Raw genomic sequence first — 14,662 nt, 5'->3', positions numbered from 1 at the left:
ACCGATGCCGTCGGCACCGTCGTCGCCGCCGACCGGCTGCCGCTCGTCGACGAGACCTTCCGGCCCGCCGCCACCACATCGGAAAGTGCTGCGGACCAACAACATTCGTGGGAACTGCCCGGCCCCCACGTCGAGGCCTCCCCGGTGCGGTACGGCGGCAACGTGGTGGCGGTGGTGACGCGGCACCAGACCGCGGAGGCGGCCGACCGCACGGCCGGCCACCTGGAGACCGCATACCGGGAGTGCGCCAACGACCTGGTGCACATGCTCGCCGAGGGCACCTTCCCCGACGTCGGCGACGTGGTCATGTCGCGCTCCACGCCCCGCGCGGGCGACGGGTTCATCCGCCTCGACGTCGACGGCGTCGTCGCGTACGCCAGCCCCAACGCGCTGTCGGCCTATCACAGGATGGGGTTGACGTCGGAGCTGGAGGGCCACAACCTCATCGACGCGACGCGGCCGCTGATCTCCGACCCCTTCGAGGCGCAGGAGGTGGCCGAGCACGTGCGCGACCTGCTGGCCGGCGGTCGGAGCATGCGCATGGAGGTCGACGCGGGCGGCGCCACGGTGCTGCTGCGGACGCTGCCGCTGGTGGTCCACGGCGCCAGCGCCGGCGCCGCGGTGCTGATCCGCGACATCACGGAGGTCAAGCGCCGCGACCGGGCCCTGATCTCCAAGGACGCCACCATCCGCGAGATCCACCACCGGGTGAAGAACAACCTGCAAACGGTGGCCGCGCTGCTGCGGCTGCAGGCCCGGCGGACCGCCAACGCCGAGGGGCGGGAGGCGCTGATCGAGTCGGTGCGCCGGGTGTCGTCGATCGCCCTGGTCCACGACGCGCTGTCGATGTCGGTCGACGAGCAGGTGAACCTCGACGAGGTCATCGACCGGATCCTGCCGATCATGAACGACGTGGCGTCGGTGGACCGGCCCATTCGGATCAACCGGGTCGGGGACCTGGGCGTGCTGGACTCCGACCGCGCGACGGCCCTGATCATGGTGATCACCGAACTCGTCCAGAACGCGATCGAGCACGCCTTCGACCCGGCGGCCCAGGAAGGGTCCGTGACCATTCGGGCCGAGCGCTCGGCGCGCTGGCTCGACGTCGTCGTGCACGACGACGGGCGCGGCCTGCCCGACGGCTTCAGCCTGGAGAACTCCGACAGCCTGGGCCTGCAGATCGTGCGGACCCTGGTGTCCGCGGAGCTGGACGGCACGCTGGGGATGCGGCACGCCCCCGCCCGCGGCACCGATGTGGTGCTGCGGGTGCCCATCGGGCGGCGAACGCGGCTGTTGCTGTAGATGCCCAAACACACCTGCGCGACCCGACGCCTGTCGGTTCGCGCCCTAAACACAACGGTGCGGCCCCGACGATTGTCGGGGCCGCACCGTATGCAAACTGCCGTCAGACTCCGCTGCGGGCCTTCGTCCGGGCGTTGCGGCGCTTGAGCGCGCGCCGCTCATCTTCGCTCATGCCCCCCCAGACGCCCGAGTCCTGGCCGGTGTTCAGGGCCCACGAAAGGCATTCCGTGGTCACCTGGCACCGATTGCAGACCAGTTTCGCGTCAGCGATCTGCGCGAGCGCGGGGCCGCTGTTCCCTACCGGGAAGAACAGCTCCGGGTCCTCGTCGCGACAGACCGCCTTGTGGCGCCAATCCATAAGTTGTTACTCCTCACTGAGTGCGCAGCAAGGCGCACGGTCTTTTTCTTCGGCTGTTAAAGCGTGCACAAGAAAAGGGTCCGCACCCCTACATGAATTTCTGCATGCAACCTTTCGATCGTTTCACAGGCTCAACAGATGTCAATAGTCGTGCGTAGCCTCGTGGGCTATCTCACTTCACAGACTTCTTATTCAGGCCCTTAGTCCGTTGTACTACACTGACGGGCCGTTTCCGCTGTGATGTTGCTCCCGGCGGTCAGTCTCCGCAGCTCATAGGTGGTTTTTGCCGGGCGGGGCGGCCACCGGCAGCGCATCGGGAACCGACCGGAACGTCATGGTTTGGCGCAGCCCGAGGTAATCGCCGTCGAACTGGCTGGCGACCGGGCCCGCGGTCGAGGTCACCCGCAGGCAGGCGGCGTCGTCGTCGCGGATGAGCTGTGCCGGCTCGCCCTTCGGCCCGCTGCCCAGCAGCTGGCGGACCAGTCGCAGCGTGGGGAACACCTTCATCTCGGTGAGCGCGAACACCCCGAGGCCCGACTCGAAGCTGCAGCCGGGGTTGGTCACCAGCGGGCGGCTGTTGCTGTAGGTCCAGGGGCTGGTGTTGGACACCCAGGCGAAGTGCACGCCGGTGACGGGCTCGCGGCCGGCGAGTTCCACCGTGAGGAGCGGTTCGCGGCGGCGGAAGGCCAGCGTGACGGGTATCGCCACGCGCCAATAGCGCAGCGGGGTGACCTTGACGCCCTTGTTGCGCTGCTTTTCCACCCCGGCGACCACCTCCGCGTCGACGCCCATCCCGGCGTTGATCACGGCCCACTGCTCGCCGCAGTCGATCAGGCTGATCCGCCGCCACGTCTGGTGGCGGCGGTAGTCGTCGAGCAGCTGGATGAGCTGGTTGGTCGCGGCCACCGGATCCGGGGAAATGCCCAGCGACCGGGCCAGCACGTTGGCCGATCCGCCGGGCACCACCGCCAGGGCGGGCACCGGCCCCGGGCCGGCGGTGCCGGGGCGGCCGAGCAAGCCGTTGACCACGCCGCTCACCGTGCCGTCGCCGCCGTGCACGACGACCAGGTCGACCCCGTCCTCGACCGCCCGGTGCGCGAGTTCGGTGCCGTGACCCCGGTGGGTGGTGTGCTCGACGGTCAGCTGCAGGCGGCTTTTGAGCGCGTGCGCGAGAAGGTCGCGCCCGGCTGGAGTGGTGGAAGTGGCTGTGGGATTCACGATCAGCACGGCGCGCATGATGCACGAGCTTATGCGGGGCGGTTAAGGCCCCGCTTTGGGGCAAGCGCGCCTGGCTACGCTGACGCTGTGAATCCGCGCGCCCCATCCACCGTCCGCGCGGCGGGCGTGATCGTCGCGGTGCAGGGCGTCGCCGCCCTGGTCATGGCCATCGCGCTGGTGGTGCGCGGCATCGCCGGGGCCGACCAGCGCGTGGTGAACGGCCTGGGCACGGCGGCGTGGTTCGTGCTGGTCGGCGGCGTCGTGCTGGCCGCGGGGCGCGCGCTGGTGCTCGGCAAGCGCTGGGGCCGCGGGGTGGCCGTCTTCACGCAGCTGCTGCTGCTTCCCGTGGCCTGGTACCTCGGGATCGGGTCGCACCGGCCGGGGTTCGGCGTCCCGGTCGGCATCGTGGCGCTGGGCGTGCTGGCCCTGCTCTTCACTCCGGCGGCCGTGCGCTGGGCCGCCGGCGATCAGGGCCGCCCCGCCAGCTCGGCCAACGACGGACCGGACAGCCGGTAGGTGGTCCACTCGCGCTGCGGCGCGGCGCCGACGCCGTCGTAGAGCGCGATGGCATCGACGTTCCAGTTCAGCACCGCCCAGGACAACCGCGTGTAGCCCTTGTCGAGGCATTCGCGGGCCAGCGCCGCCAGCAGCTTGCGGGCGAGACCGCGGCGGCGAAAACCGGGCCGTACGAACAGGTCTTCGAGGTAGATGCCCGCGACGCCGTCCCACGTCGAGAAGTTGACGAACCACAACGCCATGGCGGCGATCTCGCCGTCGACCTCGGCCACGTGCCCGTGCACGATCGGTGAATTGTCGAAAAGCGCTGAGGAAATTTGTGTTTCGGTGACAGTGCATTGCTCGGTCGCGCGTTCGAATTCGGCGAGCGCGTGAATCATGTCGGTAATATCGCCGGCGTCACCCGGGACGGCGCGGCGGATGTTTTCCGTCATTGCTCAACTTCCAGCGCGGTCAATATCGTGGCGAATTTCGTTGTGGTTTCGGCGACTTCGTCGTCGGGGTCGGATTCGGCGACGATGCCGCCGCCGGCGCGCGCCAGGGCGGTGCGCCGGTCGGCCGACAGCTGCGCGCAGCGCAGCGACACCACCCAGTGGCCGTCGCCGCCGGCGTCGCACCAGCCCACCGCCCCGGCATAGAAGCCGCGGTCGCCCTCCAGCTCGGCGATGAGATCGGTCGCGGCCTTCGTCGGAACGCCGCCGACGGCCGGAGTGGGGTGCAGGGCCAGCGCCAAATCGATTGCGGTGGTTGACTTGTCGCGCAGCCGGCCGCTGATCGGGGTGCAGAGGTGCCAGACCGCGGCGGTGCGGCTCAACTGCGGTTCGTCGGCGATGACCAGTTCGTCGCACAGCGGTTCCAGCGCGGCCCGCATGGTGTCGATCACCAGGCGGTGCTCGTGGCGGTCCTTGGCGGAGCGGGCGAGCGCGGCCCCGTTGGCCGCGTCGATCTCCGGGTCGGCGGCCCGCGGGGCCGAGCCGGCGAACGGCTGGCACATCACGCGATCGCCGGCGCGCGCGACCAGAAGTTCGGGGCTGGCGCCCACCAGCGCCGCGCCGGCGTAGTCGTCGCCGGCGGCGGTCAGGTCGACGAGGTAGCCGTAGGCGGCCGGGTCGGCGGCGACCAGTCGGCGCAGCAGCACGCGGGCATCCAGCGCCGCGTCGGCGACCAGTTGCAGGGCGCGGGACAGCACCACCTTGTGCAGCGGGTTGCCCGGTGCCGCGAGCTCGTCGCGGGCGCGAATGATCTGCGCGCGGTAGTCGGCCGGCGGCGGCAGCGCGGCGGCGACGCGGACCGGCGGCAGCGGGCCCGCGGGCCAGTCGGGCGGCCCGTCGGTGGCGACCACGGCGTCGGGCACCAGCAGGGCCGCGGGCCGGTTCACGTCGAAAGGCAACGCGCCCAACACGATTGGGGCCGATCCCGAGCGCAGTGCGGCCTGGGCGGCGCCCACGTCGCGGTAGCTCGCGCGCACCCCCTCGGCGACCAGCGTCCCCCGGGGCCCGCACAGCGCGAACGGCGGTTCGGTGCTCACCCGGGTGCGATCGCCTGCGGGTTGCCGGTCAGCCCGAGCGCGGCGAGCTGTCGCACGCCGTGCTCGAACCCGCACACGGCGATCGAGCCGGCGAGCATCCAGAACCGGCTGCCCTCGACGAGCGGCAACTCGACCCAGCGGGTGATCACCGACCGGGAGAAGTGGCTGTGGCCCACGAACACCACGTCGCGCGAACCCATGTGCCCCAACGCGAATTCGACGGCCTTGTCCGCGCGGTCGCTGACCTGCGCCACGCTCTCGCCGCCCGGGCAGCCGTGCGTCCACACCAGCCAATCGGGGTCGGATTCCCGGATCTGCCGGGTCGTCAGCCCCTCGTAGGAGCCGTAGTCCCATTCGGCGAGCATGGGCGACACCTCATCGACGGTGAGGCCGGCCAGCTTGGCGGTGGTCAGCGCCCGGACGCGCGGGCTGCTGACCACCAGCGGGTCGGCGAGGTTCAGTTCACCGATGACGCGGCCCGCGAGCTCGGCCTGGACCCGCCCGTGATCGGTGAGCTCGAGGTCGGTGCGACCGGTGTGCTGGCCGGACTTGGACCACGGGGTTTCGCCGTGGCGGAGCAGCACCAGCCGGTGGTTGTAGATGCCCATGCCGACCGATTCTGCCGGACGGACATGCCGGGCCGTCGGCTGAAGCGGATGGCGAACGAACATGCCAGGATGGGCACTGTGACCGCGGCAACAAGGAGGGGCGGGCGCTTGTGAGTAAGACCCGGGTATTGGCGGTGGCCAACCAGAAGGGCGGGGTCGCCAAGACGACCACGGTTGCCTCGCTGGGGGCGGCGATGGCGGACGAGGGCCAGCGGGTGCTGCTCGTGGATCTGGATCCGCAGGGCTGTTTGACCTTCTCGCTCGGCCAGGATCCCGACAAGCTGCCGGTGTCGGTGCACGAGGTCCTGCTCGGTGAGGTCGAGCCGAACGCCGCGCTGGTCGCGACGATGGAGGGAATGACGCTGCTGCCGGCCAACATTGACCTCGCGGGCGCCGAGGCGATGCTGCTGATGCGGGCCGGCCGCGAATACGCGCTCAAACGCGCGCTGGCCAAGCTCTCCGACCAGTTCGACGTCGTCGTCATCGACTGCCCCCCGTCGCTGGGCGTGCTCACTCTCAACGGGCTGACGGCGGCCGACGAGGTCATCGTGCCGCTGCAGTGCGAGACGCTCGCGCACCGCGGCGTCGGCCAGTTCCTGCGCACCGTCGCCGACGTCCAGCAGATCACCAACCCGGATCTGCGGCTGCTCGGCGCGTTGCCGACGCTGTACGACTCCCGCACCACCCACACCCGCGACGTGCTGGTCGACGTCGCCGACCGCTACGAAATGCCGGTGCTCGCCCCGCCGATCCCGCGCACGGTGCGGTTCGCCGAGGCGAGCGCCTCGGGGTCCTCGGTGATGGCCGGGCGCAAGAACAAGGGCGCGGTGGCCTACGCCGAGTTGGCGAAGGCGTTGCTCAAGCATTGGAAGACCGGCAAGCCGTTGCCGACGTTCGCCGTCGAGATCTAACCTCCGCCGACGGAGTTGAGTGTGAACTGACGGCGTGATCGCTGCGATTTCCCGACCCAGGATTCACACCCAAAGCCCAGGATTCACGCCCAACGCCGCCGCACTCAGCCCAGCGCCACCACGGTGTCGCCGCGCTGCTCGAACACCCGCGACCCCGAAACGGCCGGGACCACCGCCGCGCTGCCCGGCGAACGGTTCACCGGGATGTAGCGCTCGTTCGCGCCGCTGAGCGGGTCGTAGACCCCGATCGCGCCGGTGACCGGCACCAGCAGCCGGCCGGCCATCATCACTCCCGGCCCCAGCGGCGCCACTCTGTCGGGGCCCGTCTCGCCGGCCGCGATCGTGTAGCGCAGGGTCAGGTTGCTCGCCTCGAAGACCATCAGCGAATCGCCGGTCCACCAGGTCACCAGGTTGCCCGTCTGCGACACCGCCGCCGAGCTCGACGGCGGCTTGGCCAGCAGCGTGCTCGCCACGGTGGTGCCGGTGTCGTCGACGACGTCGATCCGCGGTTGCGGGGAGGGCAGGTACACCGCGGTGTTGTTCTCCCACACGGTCAGCACCCGGGCGCCCGAATCGGCCCCGATCCCGGGTTCGGCCACCACGTGCTGCTGTGGTTCGTCGTCTTCCTTGCCGGGGCGCAGCAGGACCAGCCGCAGGTCGCCCGGCTGCCCGCAGCTCTCCAGCACCGACACCGCCGACGAGCTGGCCGCCGCCGAGATCAGCCGGCACCCCGAGTGCAGCCCGCGCGCCGACGGTTTCACCCGGGCGTCCGTCTCGCCGTAGGCCAGCATCCGGACCATGTCGGAGCGCCACAGCTCGAGCCGGGTATCGCCGGCCGACAACACCGTGGTGCCGTCGGAGGAAAGCCGCACGGCGGGGTCGGCGTAGCCGCTGCGCGCGGCGCCGCGCCGGCCGGTGGCGCCGTCGAGGGTGCTGACCTGCCCGCAGCCCCGGTCGTCCTTGTAGACGGCGACGGCGTAGTGGTAGACCCAGGACAGCCCGCACAGGTCGGTGTCGCGGGCGTAGCTCCAGCGGGTCTGCCCCGTGCCCGGGTCGCGTCCGTCGACCCGGTGGCCGTCGGCGGTGGCGATCGTCCCGCTGACCACGACGGGCGCGGTGGTGCCGGGGCTACGCGCGGTCCACAGCTGCTTCAGGGTGGCCGGGACGTCGCGGGCGGGGGTCGGGGCGGGCGCCGGGATGGCGGCGGGCCGGCTCACGGTTGCCCGCGCGTCGCTGGTCCACCAGATCAGCGCCGCCGCCACGGCGACGACGACCGCGATCGCCGCGGCGGCCAACACGTCGCCCTTCGTGCGGCGCTCCGGTTTGACCATGCGGCGGCGCGGGCCTCAGTTGGCTGCGGCAGGGGCTTCAGCGGGCTTGCGGCGCCGACGGCGGCGCCGGTTGCTCCCCGAGCTACCGGTCGGTGCGGCCGAAGCCGTCTCCGAGGGGGCTTCGCCGTTGGTGCCGGCGGGGTGCCCGGTGGTCGGTTGGCCGCCGCGGGTGCGACGCCGCCGCTCGCCGGAGCGGGCGCGGCCGGAGCGCGCGGGCTTCTCGGCGCCCTCGGCCGGTCCCTTGCGGTCGGCGTCGCGGCGCTTGACCGGTGACTTGCGTGGCGAGCCGACCGTGCCGCCCGCCTCGGCGGGAATGCCCATCTCGTCGTAGAGGTGCGGCGAGTTCGAGTAGGTCTCGGCGGGCTCGGGGTTCTCCAGGCCCAGCGCCTTGTCGATCATCGACCAGCGGGGCAGCTCGTCCCAGTCCACCAGGGTGACGGCGATACCGGTCTTGCCGGCGCGGCCGGTGCGGCCGATCCGGTGCACGTAGGCCTGCTCGTCCTCGGGGATCTGGTAGTTGATGACGTGGGTGATGTCGTCGATGTCGATGCCGCGGGCGGCCACGTCGGTCGCGACGAGCACGTCGATGTCACCGGCGCGGAACGCCTTCAGCGCCTTTTCGCGGGCGATCTGCCCCAGGTCGCCGTGCACGGCACCGACCTTGAAGCCCCGCTCGGCCAGCTCATCGGCGACCTTCTGCGCGGTGCGCTTGGTGCGGGTGAAGATCATGGTCGCGCCCCGGCCGTCGGCCTGCAGGATCCGGCTGACCATTTCCACCTTGTCCAGCGCGTGGGCGCGGTAGACGAACTGCTCGGTGGTGTCGTGGGTGGCCGCCGAGTGCGGCGCCTCCGCGCGGATGTGGGTGGGCTGGTTCATGAAGGTGCGGGCCAGCGTGATGATCGGGCCCGGCATGGTCGCCGAGAACAGCATCGACTGCCGGTCCGCGGGAATCTGGCGCAGGATGCGCTCGATGTCGGGCAGGAAGCCGAGGTCGAGCATCTCGTCGGCCTCGTCGAGCACCAGCGCGGACAGCCCACCGAGCTGCAGGTGCCCCTGCTGGGCCAGGTCGAGCAGCCGGCCGGGGGTGCCCACCACGACGTCGGCGCCCTTCTGCAGCGCCTCGATCTGCGGCTCGTAGGCGCGTCCCCCGTAGATCGACACCACGGAGAGCCGGCGGTCGTCGTCGGCCTTGAGGTACTTGGCCGCGACGGCCAGGTCCTCGGTGACCTGCATGCAGAGCTCGCGGGTCGGCACCACGACCAGCGCGCGGGGGGTGCCGTTGAGCGGCCGGATGCCGGCGCGGTCGGTGATGCGCTGCAGCAGCGGCACGCCGAACGCGAAGGTCTTGCCCATGCCGGTGCGGGCCTGGCCGATCACGTCGTCGCCGGCGAGCGCCAGCGGCAGGGTCAGTTCTTGGATGGCAAACGGGCTCTCGATGCCCTTTTCCGCCAGTGCGCGGACGATTTCGTCGCGGACGCCGAGTTTGGCAAAGGTGAGTTCAGTTGTGCTGGTAGGTGCGGTCATACGCGGATGACAAGCCTTTCGGTGACGTTATTCGCCTGTTGTGTCGGTGTTTCTCTGTCGCGGTCACGCGCGCACGAGTTCCGACTCCGAATACGTCGCCGAGGCGCGGCCCTTGATACGGCCTGAGCGGGTCAGGACGGGCGGGCCAGCTGTGCACGCACATTTCGCAGATACTGGCGGCGATAAAATTCAGCCAATACCTGCGTCCATGATAGCTGGTCGAAAGCTGGCGCCCATTTGGTGCTAATCCCGCCGACTAGAGTGTTGCCATGACCCCGCCCCTTTCCGGGCCCTCCCACGCCGATCAGGTGGACGATCCGCCTGCCTCGCGGCTGTCGGCGGATCACCCTGGCGTCAACGAGTTGTTCGCGGTGCTGGCCTACGGCGAGGTCGCCGCGTTCTACCGGCTCACCGACGAGGCGCGGATGGCGCCCGACCTGCGGGGACGGATCTCGATGGCGAGCATGGCCGCCGCCGAGATGCAGCACTACGAGCTGCTGCGCGACGCGTTGGAACGCCGCGGCGTCGACGTGGTGTCGGCGATGTCCAAGTACGTCTCGGCGCTGGAGAACTACCACCGGCTGACCATGCCGAGCACGTGGCTGGAAGCGCTGGTGAAGACCTATGTGGGCGACGCGCTGGCCGCCGACCTGTACCTGGAGATCGCCGACGGGCTGCCCGACGAGGTCGCCGACGTGGTGCGGGCGGCGCTGTCGGAGACCGGGCACTCGCAGTTCGTCGTCGCCGAGGTGCGGGCCGCGGTGACGGGCAGCGGCAAGCAGCGCAGCCGGCTGGCGCTGTGGTCCCGCCGGCTGTTCGGGGAGGCCATCACCCAGGCCCAGTACGTGTTGGCCGAGCACGACGAGCTGGTCGACCTGGTGGTGTCCGGACCCGGCGGCCTGGGCCAGCTCAGCGCGTTCTTCGACCGCCTGCAGCAGACGCACGACCGGCGGATGCGCGAACTCGGCCTGAGCTGACGCCTCAGCGCGTGCAGGTCGCCATCACGCCGTTGTTCGTCGACATCACCACCGGTTGACCGGCGGCGTTGACGACGGAGCAGTTGAGCCGGCCGTAGAAGCTGGTCGCGACCACCGAGACCGTCTGGACCCCGGGGTTCAGGACGATCACCTTCGACCACGGCAGCGACACGTTGAACTCGGTCTGCGGGTAGCCGCGGGCATCGGTGTAGGCCACGTTCACCAGGTCCAGCAGCTGTTTCGTCCCGGTGACGGTGTAGATGACGGTGCGCGGGTTCAGCGCGACCGGCGGCGGTGCGGCCGCCGGGGGCGGCGCGGCGGTCGGCGTCTGCGTCGGCGTCGGCACCGGGCTGGGCGACGCGCTGGGCGGCGGGGCCACCGTGGTCACGGTCTCGGGCGGTAACGGGGTCTGAGACGGGCTGGGCTGGGCCACCGGGGTCCTGGGCGCGGGCGGCGCGGAGGTCAGCGTCCGCGGCGGTGGCGCCCCCACGGTCGCCTTCGTCGATGCGCTGTCGCCGCTGTTGACGATGACGGCGGTCGCGATGGCGCCGAGGGCCACCACCGCGCCGAGGATCGCCGCCGCCGGGCGCCAGCGCGAGTCGGCCGGCCAGGCCAGGTCGCCGTAGCCGCCCAGGACGTCGGTGTCGGCTCCGTCGTAGTCGTCGTCTTCGGGATCGTCCTGAACGTAGCCAGGGTCCGGGCCGAGACGATCGGTCAGCATGTTTCTGATGGTGCCGATGTTACCGATGTGACTAGCGTCGATCCGGGCGGCGAACGCCATGTTGGCCGAGCTGGGAGCGAATCGTTATGTTCGGTCGGGCCGCGGTTCGCTCACCGCGAATCCGGGGGCCGGGGACACATGCGGCCCAGGCGCGTCCACTAGCCTGCTGCTGACACGTCTGAGGAACTTCAACGCCATTGGTACGAACGGAAGGGGCCACCGTGGAGGTCAAAATCGGTATCACGGACAGTCCGCGGGAGCTGGTCCTGTCCAGTACCCAGACGCAAGCCGAAGTCGAAGAGCTCGTCGCGGGCGCGTTGCGCGACAGCTCGGGCCTGCTCAGCCTGAACGACGAGCGGGGCCGTCGCTTCCTGATCCAGAGCTCCAAGATCGCCTACGTCGAAATCGGTGTCGCGGACGCCCGCCGGGTCGGGTTCGGAATCGGGGCCGAGTCGGCCGGCAAGCACGCGGGAAAGGCCGCTAAGGGCGAGTAAGCGGCACGTGTGACAGCCCACCCCAGGCGAACTGCACGGTGCCGTCGACGGCGTCGGCCTTGGAGATCGGGCGGTCGGAGTCCAGCCAGTACCGGGCGCAGTCGACGCTGATGCCGACCAGTCCCACCGCGATCATCCGGGCGCGGTGCGGGTCGAGCCCCGAATCGGCGCTGATCAGATCGAAAACCGCGTCGGTGCACGATTCCGTCGCCACCCGCACCTGCGCGGCGACCTCGGGCTCGGTGACGTAGTCGTTCTCGAAGATCAGCCGGTAGCCCTGGCTGTCGTGCTCGATGAAGTCGAAGAACGCCTGCACCGCCGCGTGCAACCGCCGCCGGTTGTCGGTGGTGGTGCTCAGGGCCTGCTGCACACCGGAGACCAGGTTTTCGACGTGCCGGTGCAGCACCGCCAGGTAAAGCTCCAGCTTGCTCGAAAAGTGTTGGTACAGAACCGGTTTGCTGACCCCGGCCCGGTCGGCGATCTCGTCCATGCCCGCCGCGTGATAGCCGCGGTTGACGAAGACGTCGCTGGCGACGATCAGCAGTTGGCCCCGCCGCTCGTCGCGGGGCAAGCGGTTGCCGCGCCGGTTGGCGGGCACGACGCCGTCCCCCGGCCGACCACGGTCGGCCGCTTTGACGGCGCGTCGTGCCGCCGGCTTGGCGAGATCGCTCATCGGGTCCTCATCTGATTGTCGCCGCCGGGCGCGGCTCGTCGCAAAGACATTACTACCCGTGGTCCGTTCGCGATCGTCATCGCCACCGTCGCCGCAGGCAGACACGGTGTCGCGGGCCGCATTCGGGCGCGCCAAGGGCGGTCACCGGGCCGGCTGTGCAATCCTGGGGCAATGACGTCCCAGCGGCCCGTGCGCAGCACCGGTCGGGTTCCCATGGTGCGCGACGAGTGGCGAGAACCACTCCGCGCGCTGCGTGACCCGATCGGCCCGGGGGCCGGACGGACCCGCGCCGACCGCGAGCGCCCGCGCCAATGGCGCAAGCAAACCTGGTTGGGGCGGTTCATCTCCACCTACGGCTGGCGGGCGTACGCGTTGCCCGTTCTGGCGGTGCTCACCGGGCTGGTGATCTATCAGACCGTGACCGGAACGAGCGCGCCGAAACCGTCGGCGACGCAATCCATCCAGGGCACACCGGACATCGGCGCGGTGGGCACGTCGATCATCGACGCGCCGCCCCGCGGGCTCGCCGCCTTCGACGCCAACCTGCCCGCCGGGACGCTGCCCGACGGCGGCCCCTTCACCGAGGCGGGCGACAAGGCGTGGCACATCGTGCCGGGCACGATGCCGCAGGTCGGCCAGGGCACCGCCAAGGTGTTCCGCTACACCGTCGAGGTCGAAAACGGCATCGACCCAACGATGTTCGGTGGCGACGAGGCCTTCGCCGAGATGGTCGACCAGACGCTCGACAACCCCAAGGGCTGGACGCACAACCCGCAATTCGCGTTCATCCGGATCGATAACGGCAAGCCCGACTTCCGGATCTCGCTGGTGTCGCCGGTGACGGTGCGCGGCGGCTGCGGCTACGAATTCCGGCTGGAGACCTCCTGCTACAACCCGGTTTACGGGCCCGACCGGCAGGCGCGGGTCTTCATCAACGAGGCCCGCTGGGTGCGCGGGGCCGTGCCGTTCGAGGGCGACGTCGGCTCCTATCGGCAGTACGTGATCAACCACGAGGTCGGCCACGCGATCGGGTACGTGCGTCACGAGCCCTGCGAGCAGCAAGGCGGCCTGGCGCCGGTGATGATGCAGCAGACGTTCTCCACCTCCAACGACGACGCCGCCAAGTTCGACCCCGATTTCGTCAAGGCCGACGGCAAGACCTGCCGGTTCAACCCCTGGCCGTACCCGATCGCCTGAGCGCCGCGCGCCGGCGCGGGAAGCAACCGCGGTTGTTTGCCGTTGAATCGGGCAACTGCTGTGATGGATAGAGCTGACGAAAGCTACCGAGGAGTTGTTCGGTGTCGACATCTGAGACGTCACTGCCGCCACTGGTCGAGCCGGCATCCCAGCTGAGTCGCGACGAGGTGGCCCGCTACAGCCGGCACCTGATCATTCCCGACCTGGGCGTCGACGGGCAGAAGCGGCTAAAGAACGCCCGGGTGCTGGTGATCGGCGCCGGCGGGCTCGGCGCCCCCGCGTTGCTCTACCTGGCCGCCGCGGGCGTCGGCACCATCGGCATCGTCGACTTCGACGTCGTCGACGAGTCCAACCTGCAGCGCCAGATCATCCACGGCGTCGCCGACGTCGGGCGGTCCAAGGCCCGCTCGGCGCGCGACTCGATCGCCGCCATCAACCCGCTGGTCGACGTGCGGTTGCACGAGTTCCGCCTGGAGCCGCACAACGCCGTCGACCTGTTCGCGCAGTACGACCTGATCGTGGACGGCACCGACAACTTCGCCACCCGGTATCTGGTCAACGACGCCGCGGTGCTGGCCGGCAAGCCCTACGTGTGGGGCTCGATCTACCGCTTCGAGGGCCAGGTGTCGGTGTTCTGGGAGGACGCACCGAATGGGCGCGGCCTGAACTACCGCGACCTCTACCCCGAGCCGCCGCCGCCCGGGATGGTCCCGTCCTGCGCCGAGGGCGGGGTGCTGGGCATCATCTGCGCGTCCATCGCGTCGGTCATGGGCACCGAGGCGATCAAGCTGATCACCGGGATCGGCGAACCGCTGCTGGGCCGGCTGATGATCTACGACGCGCTGGAGATGAGCTACCGCACGATCCGCATCCGCAAGGACCCGTCGACGCCCAGGATCACCGAGCTGATCGACTACGAGGACTTCTGCGGCGAGGTATCGACGGAAGGCGCGGCCGCGGCCGCCGATTCCACCATCACCCCGCGGGAGCTGCGCGATTTGCTGGACTCCGGCAAGAAGCTGGCCCTGATCGACGTCCGCGAGCCGGTGGAGTGGGACATCAACCACATCGACGGCGCCCAGCTGATCCCGAAGTCGTTGATCAGCTCCGGTGAGGGCCTGGCGCAGCTGCCCCACGACCGCAGGGCCGTGCTGTATTGCAAGACCGGCGTCCGCTCGGCCGAGGCGCTGGCCGCGGTGAAGAAGGCCGGGTTCTCCGATGCGGTGCATTTGCAGGGCGGCATCGTGGCGTGGGCCAAACAGATGCAGCCCGACATGGTGATGTACTGACCCGATCCGGCCGAT

16 protein-coding genes are annotated in these 14,662 nt (G+C 70.3%); 7 read left to right on the top strand and 9 right to left on the bottom strand.

The window, feature by feature from the left end:
• On the top strand, positions 1-1,302 hold a 1,302-nt coding region (locus A5655_RS09105; protein ID WP_067008477.1), incomplete at its 5' end, for a sensor histidine kinase.
• A 103-nt stretch (positions 1,303-1,405) separates the two neighbouring features.
• On the opposite strand, the gene whiB1 is transcribed toward A5655_RS09105, so the two are convergent.
• Both whiB1 and A5655_RS09095 read right to left on the bottom strand, forming a co-directional pair.
• Positions 1,406-1,660 carry a transcriptional regulator WhiB1 gene (gene whiB1, locus A5655_RS09100; protein ID WP_066932419.1) on the bottom strand — a complete coding sequence of 85 codons (255 nt, stop codon included), beginning with the start codon at positions 1,658-1,660 and terminating at the stop codon, positions 1,406-1,408.
• Positions 1,661-1,930: 270 nt separating this feature from the next.
• On the bottom strand, positions 1,931-2,896 hold the full coding sequence (locus A5655_RS09095; RefSeq protein WP_067008474.1) for a diacylglycerol kinase family protein: 966 nt from the start codon (positions 2,894-2,896) through the stop codon (positions 1,931-1,933).
• Between the two features lie 69 nt (positions 2,897-2,965).
• On the opposite strand from A5655_RS09095, the gene A5655_RS09090 reads away from it, so the two are divergent.
• A complete protein-coding gene (locus A5655_RS09090; RefSeq protein WP_067008471.1) occupies positions 2,966-3,394 on the top strand; it encodes a hypothetical protein in 429 nt (142 codons plus the stop codon).
• Here the strand turns inward: A5655_RS09090 and A5655_RS09085 are convergent.
• The 3 genes from A5655_RS09085 to A5655_RS09075 are packed head-to-tail and all read right to left on the bottom strand — an operon-like array spanning position 3,346 to position 5,530.
• The gene (locus A5655_RS09085; RefSeq protein WP_067008468.1) at positions 3,346-3,828 is read right to left on the bottom strand and encodes a GNAT family N-acetyltransferase; all 483 of its coding nucleotides are present in this window, start codon (positions 3,826-3,828) and stop codon (positions 3,346-3,348) included. The two genes, A5655_RS09090 and A5655_RS09085, sit on opposite strands and share 49 nt — an antisense overlap.
• Positions 3,825-4,922, bottom strand: a complete 1,098-nt coding sequence (locus tag A5655_RS09080) for an isochorismate synthase MenF (RefSeq protein WP_067008466.1) — start codon at positions 4,920-4,922, stop codon at positions 3,825-3,827. Before A5655_RS09080 ends, A5655_RS09085 begins: the two co-directional genes overlap by 4 nt.
• The gene (locus tag A5655_RS09075; protein WP_067008463.1) at positions 4,919-5,530 is read right to left on the bottom strand and encodes an acid phosphatase; all 612 of its coding nucleotides are present in this window, start codon (positions 5,528-5,530) and stop codon (positions 4,919-4,921) included. The genes A5655_RS09080 and A5655_RS09075 overlap by 4 nt, the downstream gene beginning before the upstream one ends.
• A gap of 110 nt (positions 5,531-5,640) precedes the next feature.
• On the opposite strand from A5655_RS09075, the gene A5655_RS09070 reads away from it, so the two are divergent.
• Positions 5,641-6,441 carry a ParA family protein gene (locus A5655_RS09070; RefSeq protein ID WP_067008460.1) on the top strand — a complete coding sequence of 267 codons (801 nt, stop codon included), beginning with the start codon at positions 5,641-5,643 and terminating at the stop codon, positions 6,439-6,441.
• Between the two features lie 104 nt (positions 6,442-6,545).
• On the opposite strand, the gene A5655_RS09065 is transcribed toward A5655_RS09070, so the two are convergent.
• Together A5655_RS09065 and A5655_RS09060 are read right to left on the bottom strand one after the other, a co-directional pair.
• Positions 6,546-7,772 (bottom strand): hypothetical protein, encoded by a 1,227-nt coding sequence (locus A5655_RS09065; protein WP_067008457.1) that lies wholly within the window; start codon positions 7,770-7,772, stop codon positions 6,546-6,548.
• Positions 7,773-7,787: 15 nt separating this feature from the next.
• Complete coding sequence (locus A5655_RS09060; RefSeq protein WP_067008454.1) at positions 7,788-9,296, bottom strand: DEAD/DEAH box helicase; 1,509 nt, start codon at positions 9,294-9,296, stop codon at positions 7,788-7,790.
• A gap of 269 nt (positions 9,297-9,565) precedes the next feature.
• Here A5655_RS09060 and A5655_RS09055 point away from each other — a divergent pair, with 269 nt between their 5' ends.
• Positions 9,566-10,273 (top strand): ferritin-like fold-containing protein, encoded by a 708-nt coding sequence (locus A5655_RS09055; RefSeq protein WP_067008451.1) that lies wholly within the window; start codon positions 9,566-9,568, stop codon positions 10,271-10,273.
• Positions 10,274-10,277: 4 nt separating this feature from the next.
• Here the strand turns inward: A5655_RS09055 and A5655_RS09050 are convergent, their stop codons facing one another.
• A complete protein-coding gene (locus tag A5655_RS09050) occupies positions 10,278-11,012 on the bottom strand; it encodes an MmpS family transport accessory protein (RefSeq protein WP_067008492.1) in 735 nt (244 codons plus the stop codon).
• 203 nt (positions 11,013-11,215) lie between these two features.
• Here A5655_RS09050 and A5655_RS09045 point away from each other — a divergent pair, with 203 nt between their 5' ends.
• On the top strand, positions 11,216-11,488 hold the full coding sequence (locus tag A5655_RS09045; protein ID WP_067008448.1) for a DUF3107 domain-containing protein: 273 nt from the start codon (positions 11,216-11,218) through the stop codon (positions 11,486-11,488).
• Here A5655_RS09045 and A5655_RS09040 read toward each other — a convergent pair.
• Positions 11,475-12,161, bottom strand: coding sequence for a TetR/AcrR family transcriptional regulator (locus A5655_RS09040; protein WP_067008445.1), 687 nt, complete (start codon positions 12,159-12,161; stop codon positions 11,475-11,477). The two genes, A5655_RS09045 and A5655_RS09040, sit on opposite strands and share 14 nt — an antisense overlap.
• A 171-nt stretch (positions 12,162-12,332) precedes the next feature.
• Here A5655_RS09040 and A5655_RS09035 point away from each other — a divergent pair, with 171 nt between their 5' ends.
• Together A5655_RS09035 and moeZ are read left to right on the top strand one after the other, a co-directional pair.
• Positions 12,333-13,358 (top strand): DUF3152 domain-containing protein, encoded by a 1,026-nt coding sequence (locus A5655_RS09035; protein WP_082978569.1) that lies wholly within the window; start codon positions 12,333-12,335, stop codon positions 13,356-13,358.
• 101 nt (positions 13,359-13,459) lie between these two features.
• Positions 13,460-14,647, top strand: a complete 1,188-nt coding sequence (moeZ, locus tag A5655_RS09030; protein WP_082978568.1) for an adenylyltransferase/sulfurtransferase MoeZ — start codon at positions 13,460-13,462, stop codon at positions 14,645-14,647.
• Positions 14,648-14,662 lie beyond the last annotated feature (15 nt).

This window comes from Mycobacterium sp. 1081908.1, assembly GCF_001673535.1.
Lineage (GTDB): Bacteria > Actinomycetota > Actinomycetes > Mycobacteriales > Mycobacteriaceae > Mycobacterium.
Note: the sequence above shows the minus strand (reverse complement) of the source record. Positions and strands in the feature narration are given on the sequence as shown.